Below are 20,556 nucleotides of genomic sequence, written 5' to 3'. Positions count from 1 at the left end.
CCTTGATGATCGCCACGGACGGCCTGCAAAAACTCTTCTCCGTACCCGGACCGTTCGCCAAGGTTCTGCGCAATACTGGCATGGCGTTCGTCGGCGGACAGCCGTTCATCAAACGCTGGCTGGTGTCGGCTGCGCTGGGATAGCACACGGGGTTCGCAGGCAAAGCGGACCTTGCTGGCGAGACAGGTATCATGAGCGGATGAACGCCGTTCCAGACCGACTGGAAAGGTGACAAAACGCGTACTTTGCGCGATTGAACCCAGGAATTCAGCATGAAAAAGACCTTCCGTATGGTAGCCGCCGCGCTGGCGATTGCTGCTGCCACGATCGGCTGCTCCGCGCAGGCCGACCAGACCACCGACAAGCTCAAGGCCACACTGCAAACGCGTCTGTCCGACGTGACGATCAAGAGCGTGACGAAGTCGCCGATCGCGGGTCTTTACGAGGTGAACCTCGGCACGCAGATCATCTATAGCGATGCGAACGGCGATTACCTCATGCTCGGCGACCTGGTCGACGCGAAGACCCGCAAGAATCTGACGGAAGCGCGTTTGGCGGAAACCAACCGCATCGACTTCGCGAGCCTGCCGTTCGCGAATGCGGTGAAAGTCGTGAAAGGCGACGGCAGCCGCAAGATCGCGGTGTTCTCCGATCCGAATTGCCCGTACTGCAAGCAGCTCGAAACCACGCTGAAGTCGATCGATAACGTGACGGTCTACACGTTCCTGTACCCGGTGCTGTCGCCGGATTCGACGGCCAAGTCGAAGTCGATCTGGTGCTCGGCGGACCGCGCGAAGGCGTGGGAATCGTGGATGCAGGACCATCAGGCGCCGACCGCCGCCGCCTCCTGCGACACCGGCGCGATCGACAAGAACCTCGCGCTCGGCCATGCAATGAACGTGGACGGCACGCCGACCGTGTTCCTCGCCGACGGGCGCCGCCTGCCGGGCGCCGTGCCGGCAGACCGGCTCGACCGGGAGCTATCCGCGGTGCACTGAGCGCGCCGCTGAACACAGCGCCGCGCACGCCCTCGGGGCGAGGCACGCGAACAATGGGAGGCGCGAAAAGCGCCTCCTTTCGCATCGCGCCCCGAACTTCTTCCCCTTACTCTCCTGACCTCCGCCAATCGCCGCCGATGAAGCCGATCCGCTACACCATCGTTCCCAGTCAACCCGCCGCCCACCTGTTCGAAGTTACCGTGACCGTCGCCGATCCCGATCCGGCCGGCCAGCGCTTCATGCTGCCCGTGTGGATTCCGGGCAGCTATATGGTCCGCGAGTTCGCGCGCAACATCGTGACGCTGCGCGCGGTGAACGACGCGGGCCGCAAGGTGCGGATCGAGAAGATCGACAAGCACACGTGGCGCGCCGCACCGGTGAACGGCGCATTGACGCTGCGCTACGAGGTGTATGCGTGGGACCTGTCGGTGCGCGCCGCGCACCTGGACGACACGACCGGCTTTTTCAACGGCACGAGCGTGTTCCTCGCGCCGCTCGGTCATGAGGATGCGCAATGCGTGGTCGACATCCAGAAGCCGCAGGGGGCCGCGTACCGCCATTGGCGCGTCGCGACCGCGCTGCCGGAGGCGCGCGGCACGAAGCGCTACGGCTTCGGCGAGTACCGCGCACAGAACTATGACGAACTGATCGACCATCCGGTGACACTCGGCGAGTTCGCACTCGCGACCTTCAACGCGCACGGCGTGCCGCATGACGTGGTGATCGGCGGACGTGTGATCGGGCTCGACATGGCGCGTCTGTGCAAGGACCTGAAGCGCATCTGCGAGGCGCAGATCGCGTTGTTCGAACCGAAGTCGAAAAAGGCGCCGGTCGAGCGCTACGTGTTCATGACGCAGGCCGTCACCGATGGTTATGGCGGGCTCGAGCATCGCGCGTCCACCGCGCTGATCTGCAATCGCACCGACCTGCCGGCCGAGGGCCGCGATGCGATCAGCGAGGGCTACCGGACCTACCTCGGGTTGTGCAGCCACGAATACTTCCATACGTGGAACGTCAAGCGCATCAAGCCGGCGGCATTTGCGCCGTACGATCTGAGCGTCGAGAACTACACGTCGCTGCTGTGGCTGTTCGAGGGTTTCACGTCCTATTACGACGACCTGATCCTCGTGCGCAGCGGCCTGATTTCCGTGGATGACTACTTCGGGCTGCTCGGCAAGGTGATCGGGGGTGTGCAGCGCGGCAGCGGACGCCTGAAGCAGAGCGTCGCCGAAAGCTCGTTCGACGCGTGGGTCAAGTACTACCGGCAGGACGAGAACGCGCCGAATGCGATCGTCAGCTATTACACGAAGGGCTCGCTGATCGCGCTCGCGTTCGATCTGACGATTCGCGCGCAGACCGGCCACCGCAAATCGCTCGACGACGTAATGCGCCTGTTGTGGCAGCGCTTCGGCCGCGACTTCTATCGTGGCGAGCCGGTCGGCGTCGCGGAAAGCGAAATCGAGGCGCTGTTCGCCGAAGCGACCGGCGCGCAGCTGACCGAGCTGTTTGCCGACGGCGTGCGCGGTACGCGCGATCTGCCGCTCGACAAGCTACTCGCGCCGTTCGGCGTCGCGCTCGCGCCCGACGTCGACCGAAACGGCAAGCCGTCGCTCGGCGTGCGGCTGCGCGGCGGCGCGGATTGCGTGCTCGCCGCGGTGCACGAAGGCAGCGCCGCGCAAAAGGCGGGGTTATCCGCCGGCGACGTGCTGGTCGCGTTGGACGGTCTGCGTGTAACCGGCGGCAATCTCGACGGCCTGCTCGCTCGCTATCAGCCGGGCGCGAAGGTCGACGTGCATGCGTTCCGTCGCGACGAACTGCGCGTCACGCAGATGAAGCTCGACGGCCCCGAAGTGGCGCGCTACAAGCTTGCGATCAGCGACAAGCAAGCCGCTACCCGCAAGGCGCGCGAGCGCTGGCTGGCGAGCTGACCGCTCAGCCGGACGGCCGTCTGAACGCTCACCGATCGTCGTCCGGTCGACTACCCATTCGCGAGCGACGGTCGAGGATTGTCCTACCACTGCAACAATCCGTCGCCGCCGGACGGCTTTTTCGCCGACCGGTAAAAAAACACAATGGCTCCACTCGCGCAACACTGCGCGCCCCTACTGGAGTCAACGATGACCACGATCCTGCAAATCAACTCGGCAGCCCGCTCGCAAGGCGCGAACTCGACGCTGCTGATCAACGAGCTGACCGAAAAGCTGCAACAGTCGAATCCGGGCGCGCAAGTCGTCGTCCGCAATCTGCAGGCCGAGCCGCTGTCGCACCTCGACGATGTAGTGTTGGGCGCGTTCTTCACGCCGGCCGAGCAGCGCACGCCGGAGCAGGCCGCAATCGCCGCGCGTAGCGAAGCGCTGATCGCCGAACTGCAAGCCGCCGATATCATCGTGATCGGTGCGCCGATGTACAACTTCGGCATCTCGTCGCAACTGAAGACGTACTTCGACTTCATCGCACGGGCGGGCATCACGTTCCGCTATGGCGCGAACGGTGCGGAAGGCCTCGTGACGGGCAAGAAGGTTTATGTCGTGTCCGCGCGCGGCGGCAAGTACGCCGGTACGCCGAATGACAGCCAGACGCCGTACCTGAAGACGTTCCTCGGCTTCCTCGGCATGACCGACGTGCACTTCATCTACGCGGAAGGCCTGAACATGGGCCCGGACGCCGCCACCGCCGCGCTGGCTTCGGCGCGCGAAGCGATCGCCGCGGTCTGAAACGCCGACGCCGTTTTAGCCGGCCGGTTGTGCGGCCCGTTGCCGCTTCGATGCAATGCGCGCAACGGAATGAAGAAACGCCACGAATGAGTCGATCATCCGTGGCGTTTTCGTTTTTATCGCGATCGGTCCGCGCTGGCAATGCGCGCGATCACGCGAGCATTTGCGCTTCGTCCGGCAGACGCCAGTCGATCGGCTGGCGGCCGTGCTGCACGAGATATGCGTTCGCCTTCGCGAAGTGCCCGCAGCCAAGGAAGCCGCGATGCGCGGACAACGGCGACGGGTGCGGCGCCTCCAGCACGTAGTGCGACTTGCCGCCGAGCAGCGCGCGTTTCGCCTGCGCATGCGCGCCCCACAGCATAAACACGAGGCCGTCGTGGCGCGTCGCGAGTTCGTGGATCAGCGTGTCCGTGCATTTTTCCCAGCCGCGTTTCGCGTGGCTTGCGGCGCTGTTGCGTTCGACGGTCAGCACGGTGTTCAGCAGCAGCACGCCCTGTTTGGCCCAACTGTCGAGACAGCCGTGCTGCGGCGCTTGGTGGCCGAGGCTCGCGGCGATTTCCTTGAAGATGTTGCGCAGCGACGGCGGCGGCCGCACGTGCGGCGCGACCGAAAACGCAAGGCCGTGCGCCTGTGGCGTGCCGCGGTCTTCGCCGTGATACGGGTCCTGGCCGAGGATCACGACTTTCACTTCGTCGGGACTCGTCAGGCGCAGCGCACGAAATACGTCGGCCGGATAGATCGTCTTGCCGGCCGCGCGTTCACCGTCGACGAAGCGGCACAACGGCGCATAAGCGTCGTTGTCGATGAACGACTTCAGGTGTGCGCGCCACGCAGCCGGCAGCGCGGCGAACTGGGCTTCGAGCGTCGGCGGCGCGCTGGGATGTGCGGGGTGCAGCGGCGCGGTCGAATTAGCGGTCGTAAATGCCGCGGATGTCGTCGCCTCGGCGGAGGCGGGCGCCGCATCATCGAATAACGATGCCTGCGAGCGATCGGAACGGGGACGGGAGGCTGAAGTCATGGCGGGGAAGTGTCGCAGCAAACGCGGGCGGGCTCAAGTTCGCGGACCGTTGCGCGTTGCCTCGGGTTCCCTTCGGAGGGAGGAACGGGGCCCGTCACCTCAAGTGCCACCGGCGCGCAACTTATAGCCGCGTTGCGCTTTGCTGATATCGTCCGGCGCGAGCCCGGCAATCCGTTCGCCCAGTTCGGCCGCCAGCGCGTGCAGCGCCGCTTCATCGCCGGATTTCAGCTCCAGTTCGATTTCCGAGATCGGCGCGCGGCGCGCTTCGCCGTCGACGGTCGCAAGCACATCGCCCTGGTCGATCGCCGCTTCGACCTGCGCGCCATTGGCGTCGAGCTGCCACAGCGTGCGCGTGAAGTTGGTGCGAAACAGTTCGATCAGCGACGGCGCGGCCGCACGCAACGCATCGGCCGCAGCAGTTTCGTCGCATGCTTGCAACAACGCGTCGATGTCCAGCTTGGCACCCGCCACCGCCATTTCCCATTCATGCCGGCTATGCAAGCCTTTCGCCGCATTGCCGGCCGTCTTGAAGGTTTGCAGCCAGCCGTCCGGCGTCTGCCGCAGGCGCAGCGCGCTCTTCGACGACGCCAGCGCCAACTGCGGCGTATCGAAGTAAATATTCACGAGCTTCACTGGCGTGCCATCCTTGCCGGCGCGCGCGACAAACCACTGCGTTGCCGCCTGCACCTGAGCCGCCGGCAACGCCAGCTTGATTTCGCGTTCGATGCCCATGATGCGTCCTTGCGTTACCCGCCCATACCGAGCGATGGGCTCAGAAAAACATCCGTGCAAGTTCCACACCCGGCTCCGGCGCGCGCATGAACGCCTCGCCGACGAGGAACGTGTGCACATTGCGCGCGCGCATGTGTTCGACGTCGGCGCGCGACAGGATGCCCGATTCGGTCACGACGATACGGTCGTCGGGGAGAGCATCGAGCATGCCGATCGTCGTTTCCAGCGAGGTCTCGAACGTGCGCAGATTGCGGTTGTTGATGCCGATCAGCGGTGTTTTCAGCGTCAGCGCTTCGTCGAGTTCGGCGCTGTCATGCACTTCGACGAGCACCGCGAGGCCGAGCGAATGGGCGAGCGCTTCGAGGTCCTGCATCTGCGGCGTTTCGAGCGCGGCGGCGATCAGCAGGATGGCGTCTGCGCCCATCGCGCGCGCCTCGACGACCTGGTAAGGGTCGACGATGAAGTCCTTGCGCAGCACCGGCAACTGACACGCGGCGCGCGCCTGTTCCAGGTACGCGACGCTGCCCTGGAAGAATTGCACGTCGGTCAGTACCGACAGACATGCCGCGCCATGCTTCTCATACGACCGCGCGATGTCGGCCGGCACGAAGTTTTCGCGCAGCACGCCCTTCGACGGGCTCGCCTTTTTGACCTCGGCGATCACGGCAGCCAGACCGGCCGTGTGCTTGGCCCGCAACGCGCCGACGAAGTCGCGGATGTCGCGCGACGACGCTTCGAGCCGCAATTCTTCGAGCGGCGCGCTCTGTTCGGCCGCGCGGACCTCTTCGCGTTTGACCGCGATGATGCGGTCGAGAATATCGCTCATAAATGTCTCGCTACGTGATTACTGCTTGAATTGCTGCGTGAAGCGCACGAGTTCGTCGACCTTCGCGCGCGCTCTGCCGCTCGCGATCGCCTCGCGTGCGAGCCCGATGCCATCGTCGATCGACTCGACCACGTTCGCCGCATAGAGCGCGGTGCCCGCGTTCAGCGTGACGATTTCGCGCGCGACCCCCGGTTTGTTGTCGAGCGCCTCGAGCAGCATCACTTTCGATTCGGCCGCGTCTGCCACTTTCAGCGTGCGGTTCGACACCATCTGCATGCCGAAGTCCTCCGGATGGATCTCGTACTCGCGGATTTCGCCGTCGCGCAGTTCGCCGACCTGGGTGGCGCCGCCGAGCGACACTTCGTCCATGCCGTCCATACCGTAGACGACCAGCACGTGCTTCGCGCCGAGGCGCTGCATCACGCGTACCTGAATGCCGACGAGGTCCGGGTGGAATACGCCCATCAGTTGGTTCGGCGCGCCAGCCGGATTGGTCAGCGGCCCGAGGATGTTGAAGATCGTGCGCACGCCGAGTTCGCGGCGCACCGGCGCGACGTTCTTCATCGCCGGATGATGGTTCGGCGCGAACATGAAGCCCATTCCCGTTTCCGCGATCGATGCCGCGACCTGTTGCGGCTGCAGATCGATGTTCACGCCGAGTGCCTCGAGCACGTCGGCGCTGCCCGATTTGCTCGACACGCCGCGATTGCCGTGCTTTGCGACCTTCGCACCGGCCGCGGCCGCCAAGAACATCGTTGCGGTCGAAATATTGAACGTGTGCGAGCCGTCGCCGCCGGTGCCGACGATATCGACGAAGTTCGAGTTGTCCTGCACCTCGACGTGCCGGGCAAATTCACGCATCACCGTGGCGGCCGCGGTGATTTCGCCGATGGTCTCTTTTTTGACGCGCAGGCCGGTGATGATGGCCGCCGACATGACGGGCGACAGTTCGCCGCGCATGATGAGGCGCATCAGATGCAGCATTTCGTCGTGGAAAATCTCGCGGTGCTCGATGGTCCGCTGCAGCGCTTCCTGGGGCGTAATGGACATGATTTCGTCTCTCTATGTCAGGCGTTGCGGGACGCCGCGAGTTTCGACTGCTTGACGAAGTTTTCGAGCAGCGCGTGGCCGTGGTCGGACAGGATCGATTCCGGATGGAATTGCACGCCTTCGACCGCGAGTTCCTTGTGGCGCACCCCCATGATTTCACCGTCTTCGGTCCACGCGGACACTTCGAGGCAGTCGGGCAGCGATTCGCGCTCGATCGCGAGCGAGTGATAGCGCGTCACCGCGAAGTGCTTCGGCAGATCCGCGAACACGCCCTTGCAGTCGGTTTCGATCGTGCTGACCTTGCCATGCATGATGGTCTGCGCGCGCACGACGCGCCCGCCGAACGCTTCGCCGATCGCCTGATGGCCGAGGCACACGCCGAGAATCGGCATCTTGCCGGCGAATTCGCGCAGCACGTCGAGCGTGATGCCCGCATGTTGCGGATTGCTCGGGCCGGGCGACAGGCAAATACGCTCCGGGTTGAGCCTGGCGATTTCATCCAGCGTGATTTCGTCGTTGCGATAGGTGCGCACGTCTTCGCCGAGTTCGCCGAAGTACTGCACCAGGTTGTAGGTGAACGAGTCGTAGTTGTCGATCATGAGCAGCATGGTGTGTCTCCGGTCAGAAGTCGCTATCGAGGCCGTCTTGAACCTGCTCGGCCGCGCGCAGCACCGCGCGCGCCTTGTTCTCGGTCTCCTGCCATTCGGATTCCGGCACCGAATCGGCGACCACGCCCGCAGCCGCCTGCACATACAGATTGCCATTCGTGATCACACCGGTGCGAATGGTGATCGCCAGATCCATCTCGCCTGTGAACGACAGATAGCCGACCGCGCCACCGTACAGCCCGCGCTTCACCGGCTCGAGTTCGTCGATCAGTTCCATCGCGCGAACCTTCGGCGCGCCCGACAGCGTACCGGCCGGGAAGGTCGCGCGCAGCACGTCGAAATTGGTGGTGCCGGGCTTCAGCTTGCCTTCGACCGAGCTCACGATGTGCTGCACGTGCGAGTACTTTTCGATCACCATCTTGTCGGTCACGACGACCGAGCCGATCTGCGCGATGCGGCCGACGTCGTTGCGCGCGAGATCGATCAGCATCACGTGCTCGGCGACTTCCTTCGGGTCGTTCAGCAATTCGGTCGCGAGTTCGGCGTCGCGCTCGGGTGTGTTGCCGCGCGGACGAGTGCCGGCGAGCGGCCGGATCGTGACGATGCGGTCTTCGCCGCGCTTTTCCTGGCGCACGAGGATCTCCGGCGATGCGCCGACCACGTGGAAATCGCCGAAGTTGTAGTAATACATATACGGCGACGGATTTAGCGAGCGCAGCGCGCGGTACAGCGACAATGGATTGTCGCGGTATGGCTTGATCAGGCGCTGGCCCACCTGCACCTGCATCAGTTCACCGGCGGCGATGTATTCCTTCGCCTTGCGCACGGCGGCGAGGTAATCGTCTTTCGCGAACTCGCGGTACGTCTCGGTGCGCACGCTCGCCGATGTGACCGGTGGCGCAACCGTCGCGCGCAGCCGTTGCCGCAGTTCGCGCAGACGGTGCTTCGCTTTGGTGTACGCCTCGGGCTGGGTCGGATCCACGTAGATCACCAGATAGAGCTTGCCCGCGAGGTTGTCGATCACTGCGACTTCTTCGGTCAGGAGCAACTGGATGTCGGGGAGGTGCAGGTCGTCTTTCGGCGCGCTGTGCGCGAGCTTCTTTTCGATGTAGCGCACCGCGTCATAGCCGAAATAGCCGGCCAGACCGCCCGTGAAGCGCGGCAGCCCCGGCCGCTGCGCGACCTTGAAGCGTGCCTGGAACTGCTGGATGAACGCGAGCGGATCGCCGTCGTGCGTTTCGACGACCTTGCCGTCGCGCACCACTTCCGACACTGCATTGCGCGTGCGCAGCACAGTGCGCGCCGGCAGGCCGATGAACGAATAGCGGCCGAAACGCTCACCGCCGACCACCGACTCGAGCAGGAACGAGTTCGCACCGTTGCGCTCGGTCTGCGCGAGCTTCAGATACAGCGACAGCGGCGTTTCGAGGTCGGCCAGCGCTTCGGCGATCAGCGGAATGCGGTTGAAACCCTCGTTGGCGAGGGACTGGAATTCGAGTTCGGTCATGTTCCGATCCTGTACGGTGGTCCGCCGGCAGAGCGTCGGACAAAGCGGGGCGAGGCGCCTCCGGTCACGGAGTCGGTCGACATTCTCGACACGATGATAATGACCGGCGCGAGTTTCCCATCGACGCGTACAAGCGGTGCGCGGTGCACAGCGGTACTTTGCGGGTACGCGCAGGCCCGATCAGCCGATGCGGCAGCGACACACAGAACGATGGAAAAAGCGCGTGAGCGCAGCGAAGCAAAAAACGGTTGCCGGAGACGGGCTCCAGCGTACCTCAGGCGAGGTTAGCGCGACCAGCGACGCCAGGGCCAGGCTCCCCGGTCGATGCTAATCAGACTCCGTTTTTTGTTCAGAAACATCAGAATGAAGGACTGTTGAAGTCGTGGAATGGTGCGCTGCGATCGCCGTGGCGGCGTCGAGCAGCGAGGCAACTATACCATCGGATTTTATCGTTTGTATAGCTTGGCCGTGGTTGTAACCGTAGGGCACCGTGAGCGTCGCCATGCCGGCCGCGCGGCCCGCCAGCGCGTCGTTTTCGGAATCGCCGATCGCGACCGTCGCTGCCGGTTCGACGCCTAGTTCCACCGCGGCGGTGAGCATCGGCAGCGGGTCGGGCTTCTTCTTCGGGAGGCTGTCGCCGCCCAGCACGACGCTGAAATACTGCGCGAGCCCGTACTGTCGCAGCAGCTCGATCGCGAAGCGGTGCGGCTTGTTGGTCACGCACGCGAGCTTCAGGCCGGCGTCGCGCATCGCGCGCAACCCGGCTTCGACATCCGGATAAAGCCGGGTGTGCACACCGTTGATCTTCGCGTACTCCTCCTGATAGATCGCGAGCGCTTCTTCGAAGCGCCCCTGCGCATGCTCGGCCACGAAGCGCGGCGCGAGCACGCTGCGAATCAGATGCTCCGAGCCCTTGCCGACGTAGCCGATTACCTCCTCGCGCGAGGTCTCGGCCGCGTCGAGTTGCGCGAGCATGCCGTTCAGGCCGGCGGTGAAGTCGTCGGCGGTGTCGACCATCGTGCCGTCGAGGTCGATGATCGCGGCTTCGAGGCGCGCGCCGGTGAAGACTGGAGCGGGGTACGGGGAGGTCATTGGCGGATTAACGCTGAACGGTGGCGAGAGCGGCGCGCATCTTGTCGATCACGACCTTGTGATCAGGCTGGCCGAAGATCGCCGAGCCGGCCACGAATGTGTCCGCGCCGGCCGCCGCGATCTCCGCGATGTTGTCGACCTTCACGCCGCCGTCCACTTCGAGGTGGATGTCCCGGCCGGTGCGCTCGTTGTAGGCGTCGATGCGCTTGCGCGCGTCACGCAGCTTGTTGAGCGCCTCGGGGATGAACGACTGGCCGCCGAAGCCGGGGTTGACCGACATGATCAGCACGAGGTCGACCTTGTCCATCACGTGATCGAGATAGTTCAGCGACGTGGCTGGATTAAACACGAGGCCGGCCTTGCAGCCGTGGTCGCGAATCAGAGACAGTGTGCGGTCGATGTGATCGGAGCCTTCCGGGTGAAAGCTGATCACGTTCGCGCCGGCTTTCGCGAAGTCCGGCACGATGCGGTCGACGGGGCGCACCATCAGGTGCACGTCGATCGGCACGTTCACGTGCGGGCGGATTGCTTCGCAAACAAGCGGGCCGATGGTCAGGTTCGGCACGTAGTGGTTGTCCATCACGTCGAAGTGAATCCAGTCGGCGCCGGCGGCCGCCACATTGCGGACTTCTTCGCCCAGACGGGCGAAATCGGCGGACAGAATGCTGGGGGCGATGCGAAATTGCGTCATGGCAGGGGCGGATGCAAGCGGAAAGCGCCATTTTACCGTTTTGCGCGGGCGGGACACTGGCGCGCGGCTTTCGTTTTGCAGCGAAAGCGGAGCCCCGGGGCGCGCGCGAACTGGCGGCGAGCCGAAAAGGCAAACGGACCGACAACACGGCTTAAATGCCCCTGGCCAAAGGATTTGTCCGGTTGCGGGCGTGCCACGCATCAAGCAGAATGCCACTCCATGAGCGCCGCATCGCCGATGTCCACGCAAACTATTGGCGTTCGGGCCTTCCCACGATTTTTCACACGTCGTTTCATCGGACCGAAATCAGAATGAGCCAGTACGAATTCAGCGTCTCGGCCCAAGTGCAATATCTGCCCGAGGAGTCCGACCCGGAGCGCCGCCAGTATGCCTTTGCCTACACGCTGACCATCCGCAACACCGGTCAGGTGCCCGCGCAGTTGATCGCGCGTCATTGGGTCATCACCGATAGCGACAACACCGTGCAGGAAGTGAAGGGGCTCGGCGTGGTCGGGCATCAGCCGCTGCTCAAACCGGGCGAGCAGTTCGAATACACGAGCTGGGCCGTTATCGCGACACCGGTCGGCACGATGCGCGGCGATTACTTCTGCGTGGCCGAGGACGGCGAGCGCTTCGATGCGCCGGTGCCGGAGTTCGTGCTGCGCATGCCGCGCACGCTGCATTGAACCGTCAAGCAGGCGCGCGGTCCTTAATCAGGTTGGGCGTGGGTGCGTGCATCCGCGGCGGGGCGACGCGTTGAACGGGCAAGCGGGGATCGGCAGTGCGATGAAGGGCGGGCAAGCCGTCGTTGCGCCGTTGATGCTCCGTTGATGCATGATGTCGCGCGCGGTTCAACGCGTGGCTCGCCAGATAGCATCAATGCGGCTTTTGCTGTCGGGATTGTTCCGCCGACCTCGCACGCGTCACCTTCTTTTTGCCCGACGACGTCCAAAGGACGATAAAAACGAGCAGGAAAAGCGCGACAAGCGATTCCAGCGCGAAGATCAGCATCGGGTATTCGTCGAAAAGATCAGACATGGCGGTTTCCATCAAGAACGAACATTGTATGTGCTTTGTCCGCCGGGCCGGTGGCTGGCTCGGAGCGTTGTCGGTTGCCGTATTGCTCGCGTCGTGCGGGGGCGGCGGTGCGATCCGGCCTTCGCCGCCGACCGGTGCGGCGATTATCCCCGGTCAGATTGCCGCGACGCGTTTGACCGCGGTTGCCTGGCAGCAGGTGCCGGGCTGGCAGGACGACTCGCTGATCGGCGCGACGGCCGCGTTGCGGCAAAACTGCCTGCGGCTCGCGCGTCAGCCCAACTGGTCGCGTGCCTGCGCGGCCGCCGCGCAAATCGACGATCTCGACGTCACCGGCGCGCGGGCATTCTTCGAGGCCTACTTCACTCCGTTCCAGTTAGCGAATAGCGACGGCACGCTCGACGGCCTCGTCACCGGCTACTACGAGCCGCTACTGCGCGGTTCGCGCACCCGGCATGGCGTCTATCAGACAGCGCTGTACCGTTGGCCCGCCGGCTATCGCGCGGGCGCGCCGCTGCCGGCGCGCGCGCAACTCGAGCGCACCGGCGTGCTCAATGGCAATGAGCTCGTGTGGGTCGACGACCCGATCGAAGCGTTCTTCCTGCAGGTGCAGGGCTCGGGGCGCATCGTGATGGAAGACGGCAGCGTGATGCGCGTCGGCTTTGGCGGCACCAACAATCAGCCGTACAAGTCGATTGGGCGCTGGTTGCTCGATCGTGGCGAAATCACGCCCGCTCAGGCGACGATGCAAGGGATCAAGGCATGGGCGCGCGCGAACCCGACGCGCGTCGATGCATTGCTCGATACGAACCCGCGCTTCGTTTTTTTCCGCGAGATGCCGTCGAGCGAAAGCGCGTCGGGCGGTGGCGCGGACGGTCCAATCGGTGCGCTCGGCGTGCCGCTGACGCCGGAACGCTCGATCGCAGTCGATCCAAGTGCGATTCCGCTCGGTACGCCCGTGTTCCTGCAGACCACGCGTCCGCTGACGAATTCGCCGATGAACCGCCTGGTGTTCGCCCAGGACACCGGCAGCGCGATCAAAGGCGGCGTGCGTGCCGACTACTTCTGGGGACTGGGTGACGACGCCGGCGATCTGGCCGGCAAGATGAAGCAGGCTGGCCGGATGTGGGTGCTGCTGCCGAATTCCTGACGTGTTGCGGGCGCGCGCTGGCGTTGATGAAATGAAGGCTGCGGTGCGACGGGCGAGCTCGCCGTAGAAGATGGCGCTGCCGGCCATGGTGGTCATCACAGCGAATGCCGTGGCTTTTCCGACGCTCGCTTTGAAGCGGCTGCAAAACAGGTTTCGCTGAAGAAAAAGGCGTCACGTCCGGTCGAATTCCGTGAGTGACGCCGTTTTGACGCCGTCTGTATTGCCGCGCTTCTTGCGCGGGTTTGGACGATACGAGTTGTCGGATCAAGGCCCCGGCCTGCGCTTGTCCACCACACGCCGAGCCTTGCCCACCGAGCGTTCGATGCCGTTCACCGCCAGTACATTGACTACCGCGCTCACGCCGACCAGCGCCTTGATGTCATACGCCAGCGCGTTTTTCGCGGTGCTCAGCGCGGCTGCATCGGGCGCGCTTTCCGGGCATGGCTCGACGTTCAGCGTGAAAACGTCGAGCGGACCTTCCTTCGTCAGCACGATCTGATAATGCGGCGCAAGCGCGTGCTGCTTCAGCAGCAGTTCCTCGATCTGTGTCGGGAACACGTTGACGCCGCGCACGATCATCATGTCGTCCGAACGGCCGGTAATCTTCTCCATGCGCCGCATCGTACGGGCCGTACCTGGCAACAGACGGGTGAGGTCGCGCGTGCGATAGCGGATGATCGGTAGCGCTTCTTTCGTCAACGACGTGAACACCAGCTCGCCGAGTTCGCCATCGGGCAGCACCTCGCCGGTCTCCGGATCGACGATCTCGGGATAGAAATGATCTTCCCAGATCGTCGGACCGTCTTTCGTCTCGACACACTCCGACGCGACGCCCGGACCGATCACTTCGGATAGACCATAGATGTCGACCGCGTCGATGCCCATGCGTTTTTCGATCGCCTGACGCATGTCATTGGTCCACGGCTCGGCACCGAAGATGCCTATGCGCAGCGAGCATGAGGCCGGATCGATGCCTTGGCGCTCGAGTTCGTCGGCGATCGACAGCATGTAGCTCGGCGTCACCATGATGATGTCGGGTCGGAAATCCTGGATCAGCTGCACCTGCTTTTCGGTCTGACCGCCGCCGAACGGGATCACGGTCAGCCCGGCTCGCTCGGCGCCGTAGTGGGCGCCCAGGCCCCCCGTGAAGAGACCGTAGCCATAGCTGACGTGCACCTTGTCGCCGCGTCTTGCGCCCGCAGCGCGGATCGAGCGCGCGACCAGATTCGCCCACGTGTCGATGTCGCGCGCGGTATAGCCGACGACGGTCGGCTTGCCGGTCGTACCGGACGACGCATGGATGCGCGAGATCTGCTCCTGCGGCACGGCGAACATCCCGAACGGATAGTTGTCGCGCAGGTCCTTCTTGGTCGTGAACGGGAAGCGGGCGAGGTCTGCGAGGGACTTCACCTCAGCCGGATGAATGCCGGCTTCGTCGAACTTGCGCCGATAGACGGGCGAATTTTCGTACGCATGGTTCAGCGACCATTGCAGCCGTTCAAGTTGCAGCGCGGCGAGCTCGTCGCGGCTGGCGGTCTCGATCGCGTCGAGGGGAAGGGTGGTGCTCATCGAATGTCTCCTTGCTGCCTCAATGCTTGGTTCTCGTATGCGGCGCGCGGCAGCGCCGGAAGCCCGCAACGGACGGTTGTCGACGAAGGCGGCGCGGTTTGCCGCTTCTATTTATTAGTCGCCAGCGGGAATCTATTAGTCGCCAGCAGGAATCAGGTTGCCTTTGATTTGCGCGGATTTGCCACGAAACATCGCAACGGTGTCACCGGCGCGATTGGTTACGCGGATATCGTAGATGCCGGTGCGTCCGCTCAATGTCTGTTCGACCGCTTCCGCGCTCAGCACGTCACCGCCGTGCACGGGCCGCAGAAACTCGATCGAACAGCCCGCCGCGACCGTATTGATGTTGTAGGTGTTGCAGGCGAATGCGAACGTCGAATCGGCGAGCGTGAAAATCAGGCCGCCGTGGCAGATCTGGTGGCCATTCAGGAAGTCGTCGCGCACCGCCATGCGCAGCCGCGCATAGCCGGGCCGTACTTCAAGTATTTCCAGTCCGAGTGCGCGGCTGCAAGCGTCGTTCTCGTACATCGCGGCGGCAGTGGCGCGGGCGAGTTCGTCGGGTGTCATGTGATCGGGGCGAGTGGGTTGCGTGGACATATCAGCGCCCTTCAAAGCGCGGCGCGCGCTTTTCGATGAACGCCCGGACGCCTTCCGCGTAATCGTGCGAAGCGCCGAGTTCGCGCTGCAAATCGCGCTCGAGGTCGAGTTGCTGATCGAGCGTTTGGCTCGCGCTCGCGCGCATAACCTGCTTGATCGCTGCGATCGCGCGGGTCGGTTGCTGGGCGAGCTGGGTCGCCAGCTTCCTGGCGACTGTGGCGAGTTCGGCATCGTCTAGCACCTGCCAGATCAAGCCCCAGCTCTCCGCTTTTTCCGCAGTGAGTTTGTCGCCGGTGATGGCGAGTCCCAACGCGCGTGCCATGCCCACGCGCTGCGGCAAAAACCACGTGCCGCCCGAATCCGGGACCAGCCCGATCTTCACGAACGCCTGAATGAAGCTTGCTGAACGCGCCGCGAGCACCAGGTCGCAGGCGAGCGCGAGATTCGCCCCCGCGCCAGCTGCCGTGCCGTTCACCGCTGCGATCACCGGCAACGGCAGAGCCTGCAGACGGCGGATCAACGGGTTGAAGTATTCGTCGATCAGGCCGCCGAGATCGGTCATCGCGCCCGGGGTGAAGTCGAGGTCGGCGAGATCCTGGCCGGCGCAAAAGCCGCGGCCCGCACCGGTCAGCACGAGCGCGCGGGCGCGGGAGGTTCCGACCTCGTCGAGCGCGGCGCTCAACTCCCGATGCATCGCCCGCGTGAAGCTGTTGAGCTTGTCCGGGCGATTCAGCGTGATGATGGCGACGTGGCTCGCTGTGTCGATGTCCAGCTGGATCGCTTGATACGACATTGGGTGTCTCCTCAAAGTGTCGTTGACCGGTAGGCGGCGTGGCCTCGCTATTGGAGCGGTTAAAGCCGCTCGATGACTAGCGCGATGCCTTCGCCCACGCCGATGCACATCGTGCACAGCGCGAAGCGGCCGTTAGTCCGTTCCAGCTGATACAACGCGGCGGTGATCAGACGCGCGCCGGATGCGCCGAGGGGGTGGCCGAGCGCAATGGCGCCGCCGTTGGGGTTCACGCGCGGGTCGTCGTCGCGCAAACCGAGCGTGCGCAGCACGGCCAGTCCCTGCGACGCAAACGCTTCGTTGAGTTCGATCACGTCGAACTGTTCTAGCGTCATGCCGAGTTGCCTGAGCAGCTTTTGCGTGGCCGGCGCTGGGCCGATGCCCATAATGCGCGGCTCGACGCCCGCCGTCGCCATGCCGACCACCCGTGCGCGACGCCGCAGGCCGTACTCGTCCGTCGCCTGCTGGTTCGCGAGCAGCAGCGCGCAGGCGCCGTCGTTCACGCCGGACGCATTACCCGCCGTCACGCTGCCGTCCGGGCGGACTACGCCTTTGAGCTTGCCGAGGCTTTCGAGCGACGTCTCGCGCGGATGCTCATCCAGCAGAACGCGCACGGGATCGCCTTTCTTTTGCGGGATGTCGACGCCGACGATTTCTTCAGCCAGCGTGCCGTCGCGCTGCGCGCGAGCCGCTTTTTGCTGGCTGGCGAGAGCGAAAGCGTCCTGATCCTTGCGGCTGATACCGAATTCGACCGCGACGTTTTCCGCGGTTTCAGGCATCGAGTCGACGCCGTACTGGCGCTTCATCAACGGGTTGATGAAGCGCCAGCCGATGGTCGTGTCGTAGACGTCGGCCTGACGCGAGAAGGCGCTCGTCGCCTTGCCCATTACGAACGGTGCGCGCGTCATGCTTTCGACGCCGCCGGCAACCATCAGGCGTGCTTCGCCCGCCTTGATCGCCCGTGCCGCAGTGCCGACCGCGTCCATGCCAGAGCCGCATAGCCGGTTGATGGTTGAGCCCGGTGCGTCGGTGGGCAAGCCGGCCAGTAGCTCGGCCATACGCGCGACGTTGCGGTTGTCTTCGCCAGCCTGATTCGCGCAGCCGTAGATCACATCATCGACGGCCCGCCAGTCGACGCCGGGGTTGCGCTCAATCAGCGCTTTTATCGGTACCGCGGCAAGGTCGTCGGTGCGGACGTCTCTTAGGGCGCCGCCGTAGCGGCCGATCGGGGTACGGATTGCATCGCAGATGAAGGCGTCGGTCATGGAGATTCCCGCTGAAGCGGACCGGCGCGTGATAGCCGATCCGATGTCTCATGTTAGTTAGTGTGCGCGGCGCGGTCTATTCGGCCGCAAGGCATAGGACTAGGCGCCGCTTTGCGCTGATGCTGCGCCCGTTGTCTTATGCCATTCAGCCAGCTACCGCCGGCGCCGCTTTCGGTTCAACATGAACACGGCTTTGAACGACACGAAAGCGGTTCGCGACAAACGCCGCATCGGCCAGCGCCGCATTCGCGGCCGGGTTTGCGCCGGTGCCATGGAAGTCGGAGAACGCCGCGGACTGGTTGACGAAAACGCCGCCGGTGAGATTGATCGAAAGCGCTACGCCACCGCGAATCGATGCTTCGTGCGCGTCATCGAGCACCGCGTTGTCGGTGCTGTAAATCGACAGCGTCAGCGCGCCATGCTCGGCGGCGATGGCACCCGCGAGGTCGAGTGACTGCGCGGTGGAGTCCGTTGCGATCACGAACGAAACCGGTCCGAACCATTCTTTCGTGAATTGCGCGCGGTCGGTCGCGGCGTCGAGCTGCAGCATGAGAGGCGTGCGCACGCGAGCGGCAGGGAAGGACGGGTGCTCGAGCGCCTGGCTCCCGGCGAGAACGTGGCCAAGGTTGGCGGCTTCGTCAATGCGCTGGATGACCCCTTCGTTCTGGATGGCGCCGAGCACTTCGACCGCACGGGCCGGGTCCGCGACGAGCTTTTGCACGGCGCCAGCGAGCGCCTGAGCGACCTCATCGAAACCGAGCGTACCTTCTGCGGTGCGGATGCCATTGCGTGGCACGTAAATGTTTTGCGGCGCGGTGCACATCTGCCCGGAGTACAGCGCCAGTGAGAACGCGATGTTGCGCGCGGCGGCTTTGATGTCGTCGACCGAGTCGATCACGACCTGGTTGACGCCGGCTTTTTCGGTATAGACCTGAGCCTGGTGCGCATTGCGCTCGAGCCAGGTGCCATGTTGCGTGCTGCCTGTGAAATCAATCAGTTTTATTTCGGGGCGTTGGGCCAGCCCCTGGACAAGGGCGCCGTCGTTCTGCTCGGTGGCCAGCAGTGTGACGACGTTCGGGTCAAAGCCCGCTTCGCCCAAAACACCGCGGGCGATGCGCACGGTTAGTGCGAGCGGTAGGATCGCGCCCGGATGCGGCTTGACGATGACCGTGTTGCCGGTGGCCAGATCGGCGAAGAGTCCCGGATAGCCGTTCCACGTGGGGAACGTGCAACAACCGAGCACGAGGCCGATACCGCGCGGCACCACGGTATAGCGCTTGTGCATCGCAAGCGGCGGGTTCTTGCCTTGCGGCTTTTCCCAGTGGGCGTCGGCCGGAATGCGGCGCAGCTGGTCCCATGCATAGGCGACCGCTTCAAGCGCGCGATCCTGCGCGTGCGGGCCGCCGGCTTGGAAAGCCATCATGAAGGCCTGGCCAGTTGTGTGCATCACGCTGTAGCCGATTTCGAAGCTTGCGCGATTCAGCTGCGCGAGGATTTCGAGACTCACGCCGATCCACGCGTGCGGACCGGCCGCGCGCCAACTGTGTTGCGCAGCGGTGGATGCGGCGATCAGGGCATTTGGGTCGGCCTTCGGGTAGCGCACGCCGAGAGGGAAGCCGAATGGCGAGACTTCGGCGCCGACGATTTCTCCCGTCGACGGCTGGTCCAGATCGAATGTTTTGTCGAGAAGCGCTTTGAACGCCGCTTCGCCGTCCGCGTTGGCTGTTTCCCCGTACACTTTCGGACTCGGCATCTCGGTGAACGGGCTCCAGTAGCCGCGGGTTTCGAGCGCGGTGAGCGCCTTGTGCAGGGTGTCTTCGTGCTTCGCGAATAGCGGATTTGTCATGGCAAAAAGGCTCGGGTGTGCGGTGGGGTACAAGCCGTCAAATAATTGACCGACCGGTTGGTTGGGAAATGTTAGCATTGTTACGAGAGTCGCGCGAAGCGTTTTTGCGTGGCATTGGCCATATGGAGGCGGCATGACTTACGAGAACATTCTGGTTGAGACGCGCGGGCGGGTTGGACTGATCACGCTGAATCGCCCGAAGGCACTGAATGCGCTGAACGACGCGCTGATGGACGAACTGGGCGCGGCGCTACGCGAGTTCGACGCCGAGGACGCGGTCGGCGCGATCGTGCTGACAGGCAGTGAGAAGGCGTTCGCTGCGGGCGCGGACATCGGCATGATGGCGTCCTATACTTATATGGACGTCTACAAGGGCGACTACATCACGCGCAACTGGGAAACCGTTCGCTCGATCCGCAAGCCGATTATTGCCGCGGTGGCAGGCTTCGCGCTCGGCGGCGGCTGCGAACTGGCGATGATGTGCGACATCATCTTCGCCGCCGATACCGCAAAGTTCGGTCAACCGGAAATCAAGCTCGGCATCATGCCGGGCGCGGGCGGCACGCAGCGGCTGCCGCGCGCAGTGTCCAAAGCGAAGGCAATGGATCTTTGTCTGACCGCCCGCTTTATGGATGCCGCGGAAGCGGAGCGCGCCGGCTTGGTTTCGCGCGTCATTCCGGCGGCTTCTCTGCTTGACGAATCGATCGCCGCGGCCGCGACTATTGCGGAGTTCCCGTTGCCGGCGGTGATGATGGTCAAGGAGTCGGTGAACCGCGCCTATGAAACGACGCTCGCGGAGGGCGTGCATTTCGAGCGTCGTCTGTTCCATTCGCTTTTCGCGACTGAAGATCAGAAGGAAGGCATGGCCGCATTCGTTGAGAAGCGCAAGCCGGCTTTCAAGCATCGTTAATACGCTTGTCAAATAGAGCTTGCAAGCCCCGACTTGGGCGGCTAGAATTCCGCTCTTTCGTGCTCCGGACGCCGGGGCGCGGGGAAGCGGGAGAGCCTTTAAGGGCAAGGGCTTGAGCGACGTGAACGGGTTGGGCAGGTGATAAAAACCAGTTGACG

General features: G+C 64.1%; 20 protein-coding genes and 1 pseudogene. 7 read left to right on the top strand and 14 right to left on the bottom strand.

The genetic code is table 11. The features are described from left to right. From VGH68_RS29290 to VGH68_RS29275, 4 genes and pseudogenes are all read left to right on the top strand, one after another. Nucleotides 1-143 (top strand): annotated as a pseudogene (locus tag VGH68_RS29290) (ubiquinone biosynthesis protein); the annotation flags it as partial. 129 nt (nucleotides 144-272) lie between these two features. After that, the gene (locus VGH68_RS29285; protein ID WP_331607236.1) at nucleotides 273-998 is read left to right on the top strand and encodes a DsbC family protein; all 726 of its coding nucleotides are present in this window, start codon (nucleotides 273-275) and stop codon (nucleotides 996-998) included. Nucleotides 999-1,135: 137 nt separating this feature from the next. After that, on the top strand, nucleotides 1,136-2,926 hold the full coding sequence (locus VGH68_RS29280) for a M61 family metallopeptidase (protein ID WP_331607235.1): 1,791 nt from the start codon (nucleotides 1,136-1,138) through the stop codon (nucleotides 2,924-2,926). Between the two features lie 189 nt (nucleotides 2,927-3,115). Then, nucleotides 3,116-3,712 carry an FMN-dependent NADH-azoreductase gene (locus VGH68_RS29275; RefSeq protein ID WP_331607234.1) on the top strand — a complete coding sequence of 199 codons (597 nt, stop codon included), beginning with the start codon at nucleotides 3,116-3,118 and terminating at the stop codon, nucleotides 3,710-3,712. Between the two features lie 151 nt (nucleotides 3,713-3,863). Here VGH68_RS29275 and VGH68_RS29270 read toward each other — a convergent pair whose 3' ends face one another. The 8 genes from VGH68_RS29270 to rpe all read right to left on the bottom strand — a co-directional run bounded on the left by VGH68_RS29270 (nucleotide 3,864) and on the right by rpe (nucleotide 11,236). Then, nucleotides 3,864-4,730: a uracil-DNA glycosylase gene (locus VGH68_RS29270; protein ID WP_331607232.1), complete on the bottom strand. Its 867-nt coding sequence runs from the start codon at nucleotides 4,728-4,730 to the stop codon at nucleotides 3,864-3,866. A 99-nt stretch (nucleotides 4,731-4,829) separates the two neighbouring features. Then, entirely contained in the window at nucleotides 4,830-5,462 is a 633-nt protein-coding gene (locus tag VGH68_RS29265; protein ID WP_331607231.1) for a CYTH domain-containing protein, read from the bottom strand. A gap of 40 nt (nucleotides 5,463-5,502) precedes the next feature. Continuing rightward, on the bottom strand, nucleotides 5,503-6,288 hold the full coding sequence (gene trpC, locus VGH68_RS29260; protein WP_331607230.1) for an indole-3-glycerol phosphate synthase TrpC: 786 nt from the start codon (nucleotides 6,286-6,288) through the stop codon (nucleotides 5,503-5,505). 18 nt (nucleotides 6,289-6,306) lie between these two features. Further along, nucleotides 6,307-7,338: an anthranilate phosphoribosyltransferase gene (gene trpD, locus VGH68_RS29255; RefSeq protein WP_331607229.1), complete on the bottom strand. Its 1,032-nt coding sequence runs from the start codon at nucleotides 7,336-7,338 to the stop codon at nucleotides 6,307-6,309. A 17-nt stretch (nucleotides 7,339-7,355) separates the two neighbouring features. Next, nucleotides 7,356-7,946 carry an aminodeoxychorismate/anthranilate synthase component II gene (locus VGH68_RS29250; protein ID WP_331607228.1) on the bottom strand — a complete coding sequence of 197 codons (591 nt, stop codon included), beginning with the start codon at nucleotides 7,944-7,946 and terminating at the stop codon, nucleotides 7,356-7,358. Nucleotides 7,947-7,959: 13 nt separating this feature from the next. Continuing rightward, complete coding sequence (gene trpE, locus VGH68_RS29245) at nucleotides 7,960-9,453, bottom strand: anthranilate synthase component I (RefSeq protein ID WP_331607227.1); 1,494 nt, start codon at nucleotides 9,451-9,453, stop codon at nucleotides 7,960-7,962. A gap of 327 nt (nucleotides 9,454-9,780) precedes the next feature. Beyond that, entirely contained in the window at nucleotides 9,781-10,545 is a 765-nt protein-coding gene (locus VGH68_RS29240) for a phosphoglycolate phosphatase (protein ID WP_331607226.1), read from the bottom strand. A gap of 7 nt (nucleotides 10,546-10,552) precedes the next feature. Beyond that, on the bottom strand, nucleotides 10,553-11,236 hold the full coding sequence (gene rpe / locus VGH68_RS29235) for a ribulose-phosphate 3-epimerase (RefSeq protein ID WP_331607225.1): 684 nt from the start codon (nucleotides 11,234-11,236) through the stop codon (nucleotides 10,553-10,555). Nucleotides 11,237-11,547: 311 nt separating this feature from the next. Here rpe and apaG point away from each other — a divergent pair, with 311 nt between their 5' ends. Then, on the top strand, nucleotides 11,548-11,922 hold the full coding sequence (gene apaG / locus VGH68_RS29230; RefSeq protein WP_331607224.1) for a Co2+/Mg2+ efflux protein ApaG: 375 nt from the start codon (nucleotides 11,548-11,550) through the stop codon (nucleotides 11,920-11,922). A gap of 190 nt (nucleotides 11,923-12,112) precedes the next feature. Here apaG and VGH68_RS29225 read toward each other — a convergent pair whose 3' ends face one another. Then, entirely contained in the window at nucleotides 12,113-12,286 is a 174-nt protein-coding gene (locus VGH68_RS29225) for a hypothetical protein (protein WP_331607237.1), read from the bottom strand. Nucleotides 12,287-12,302: 16 nt separating this feature from the next. Between VGH68_RS29225 and VGH68_RS29220 the strand changes: the two genes are divergently transcribed. After that, nucleotides 12,303-13,421, top strand: a complete 1,119-nt coding sequence (locus VGH68_RS29220; RefSeq protein ID WP_331607223.1) for a murein transglycosylase A — start codon at nucleotides 12,303-12,305, stop codon at nucleotides 13,419-13,421. Between the two features lie 264 nt (nucleotides 13,422-13,685). On the opposite strand, the gene paaK is transcribed toward VGH68_RS29220, so the two are convergent. The 5 genes from paaK to paaN form a co-directional block, all read right to left on the bottom strand. Beyond that, nucleotides 13,686-14,990: a phenylacetate--CoA ligase PaaK gene (gene paaK / locus VGH68_RS29215; protein ID WP_331607221.1), complete on the bottom strand. Its 1,305-nt coding sequence runs from the start codon at nucleotides 14,988-14,990 to the stop codon at nucleotides 13,686-13,688. 135 nt (nucleotides 14,991-15,125) lie between these two features. Then, entirely contained in the window at nucleotides 15,126-15,587 is a 462-nt protein-coding gene (gene paaI / locus VGH68_RS29210) for a hydroxyphenylacetyl-CoA thioesterase PaaI (RefSeq protein ID WP_331607220.1), read from the bottom strand. Nucleotide 15,588: 1 nt separating this feature from the next. Next, nucleotides 15,589-16,380 (bottom strand): 2-(1,2-epoxy-1,2-dihydrophenyl)acetyl-CoA isomerase PaaG, encoded by a 792-nt coding sequence (gene paaG, locus VGH68_RS29205; RefSeq protein WP_331607219.1) that lies wholly within the window; start codon nucleotides 16,378-16,380, stop codon nucleotides 15,589-15,591. Nucleotides 16,381-16,439: 59 nt separating this feature from the next. After that, nucleotides 16,440-17,642 (bottom strand): 3-oxoadipyl-CoA thiolase, encoded by a 1,203-nt coding sequence (pcaF, locus tag VGH68_RS29200; protein WP_331607218.1) that lies wholly within the window; start codon nucleotides 17,640-17,642, stop codon nucleotides 16,440-16,442. Nucleotides 17,643-17,787: 145 nt separating this feature from the next. Then, nucleotides 17,788-19,488: a phenylacetic acid degradation protein PaaN gene (paaN, locus tag VGH68_RS29195; protein WP_331607217.1), complete on the bottom strand. Its 1,701-nt coding sequence runs from the start codon at nucleotides 19,486-19,488 to the stop codon at nucleotides 17,788-17,790. A gap of 133 nt (nucleotides 19,489-19,621) precedes the next feature. Between paaN and VGH68_RS29190 the strand changes: the two genes are divergently transcribed. Continuing rightward, a complete protein-coding gene (locus tag VGH68_RS29190; protein ID WP_331607216.1) occupies nucleotides 19,622-20,398 on the top strand; it encodes an enoyl-CoA hydratase in 777 nt (258 codons plus the stop codon). Nucleotides 20,399-20,556: the final 158 nt, after the last annotated feature.

The organism is Paraburkholderia sp. (genome assembly GCF_036488505.1).
Taxonomy (GTDB): domain Bacteria; phylum Pseudomonadota; class Gammaproteobacteria; order Burkholderiales; family Burkholderiaceae; genus Paraburkholderia.
The sequence above is the reverse complement of the archived record's forward strand: the minus strand, read 5'-3'. Positions and strand labels throughout refer to the sequence as shown.

Excerpts from the sequence above, each read along its gene's own strand:
- VGH68_RS29285 (WP_331607236.1), top strand. The coding sequence starts at position 273 with ATGAAAAAGACCTTCCGTATGGTAGCCGCCGCGCTGGCGATTGCTGCT.
- VGH68_RS29280 (WP_331607235.1), top strand. The coding sequence starts at position 1,136 with ATGAAGCCGATCCGCTACACCATCGTTCCCAGTCAACCCGCCGCCCAC.
- VGH68_RS29275 (WP_331607234.1), top strand. The coding sequence starts at position 3,116 with ATGACCACGATCCTGCAAATCAACTCGGCAGCCCGCTCGCAAGGCGCG.
- VGH68_RS29270 (WP_331607232.1), bottom strand. The coding sequence starts at position 4,730 with ATGACTTCAGCCTCCCGTCCCCGTTCCGATCGCTCGCAGGCATCGTTA.
- VGH68_RS29265 (WP_331607231.1), bottom strand. The coding sequence starts at position 5,462 with ATGGGCATCGAACGCGAAATCAAGCTGGCGTTGCCGGCGGCTCAGGTG.
- trpC (WP_331607230.1), bottom strand. The coding sequence starts at position 6,288 with ATGAGCGATATTCTCGACCGCATCATCGCGGTCAAACGCGAAGAGGTC.
- trpD (WP_331607229.1), bottom strand. The coding sequence starts at position 7,338 with ATGTCCATTACGCCCCAGGAAGCGCTGCAGCGGACCATCGAGCACCGC.
- VGH68_RS29250 (WP_331607228.1), bottom strand. The coding sequence starts at position 7,946 with ATGCTGCTCATGATCGACAACTACGACTCGTTCACCTACAACCTGGTG.
- trpE (WP_331607227.1), bottom strand. The coding sequence starts at position 9,453 with ATGACCGAACTCGAATTCCAGTCCCTCGCCAACGAGGGTTTCAACCGC.
- VGH68_RS29240 (WP_331607226.1), bottom strand. The coding sequence starts at position 10,545 with ATGACCTCCCCGTACCCCGCTCCAGTCTTCACCGGCGCGCGCCTCGAA.
- rpe (WP_331607225.1), bottom strand. The coding sequence starts at position 11,236 with ATGACGCAATTTCGCATCGCCCCCAGCATTCTGTCCGCCGATTTCGCC.
- apaG (WP_331607224.1), top strand. The coding sequence starts at position 11,548 with ATGAGCCAGTACGAATTCAGCGTCTCGGCCCAAGTGCAATATCTGCCC.
- VGH68_RS29225 (WP_331607237.1), bottom strand. The coding sequence starts at position 12,286 with ATGGAAACCGCCATGTCTGATCTTTTCGACGAATACCCGATGCTGATC.
- VGH68_RS29220 (WP_331607223.1), top strand. The coding sequence starts at position 12,303 with ATGTGCTTTGTCCGCCGGGCCGGTGGCTGGCTCGGAGCGTTGTCGGTT.
- paaK (WP_331607221.1), bottom strand. The coding sequence starts at position 14,990 with ATGAGCACCACCCTTCCCCTCGACGCGATCGAGACCGCCAGCCGCGAC.
- paaI (WP_331607220.1), bottom strand. The coding sequence starts at position 15,587 with ATGTCCACGCAACCCACTCGCCCCGATCACATGACACCCGACGAACTC.
- paaG (WP_331607219.1), bottom strand. The coding sequence starts at position 16,380 with ATGTCGTATCAAGCGATCCAGCTGGACATCGACACAGCGAGCCACGTC.
- pcaF (WP_331607218.1), bottom strand. The coding sequence starts at position 17,642 with ATGACCGACGCCTTCATCTGCGATGCAATCCGTACCCCGATCGGCCGC.
- paaN (WP_331607217.1), bottom strand. The coding sequence starts at position 19,488 with ATGACAAATCCGCTATTCGCGAAGCACGAAGACACCCTGCACAAGGCG.
- VGH68_RS29190 (WP_331607216.1), top strand. The coding sequence starts at position 19,622 with ATGACTTACGAGAACATTCTGGTTGAGACGCGCGGGCGGGTTGGACTG.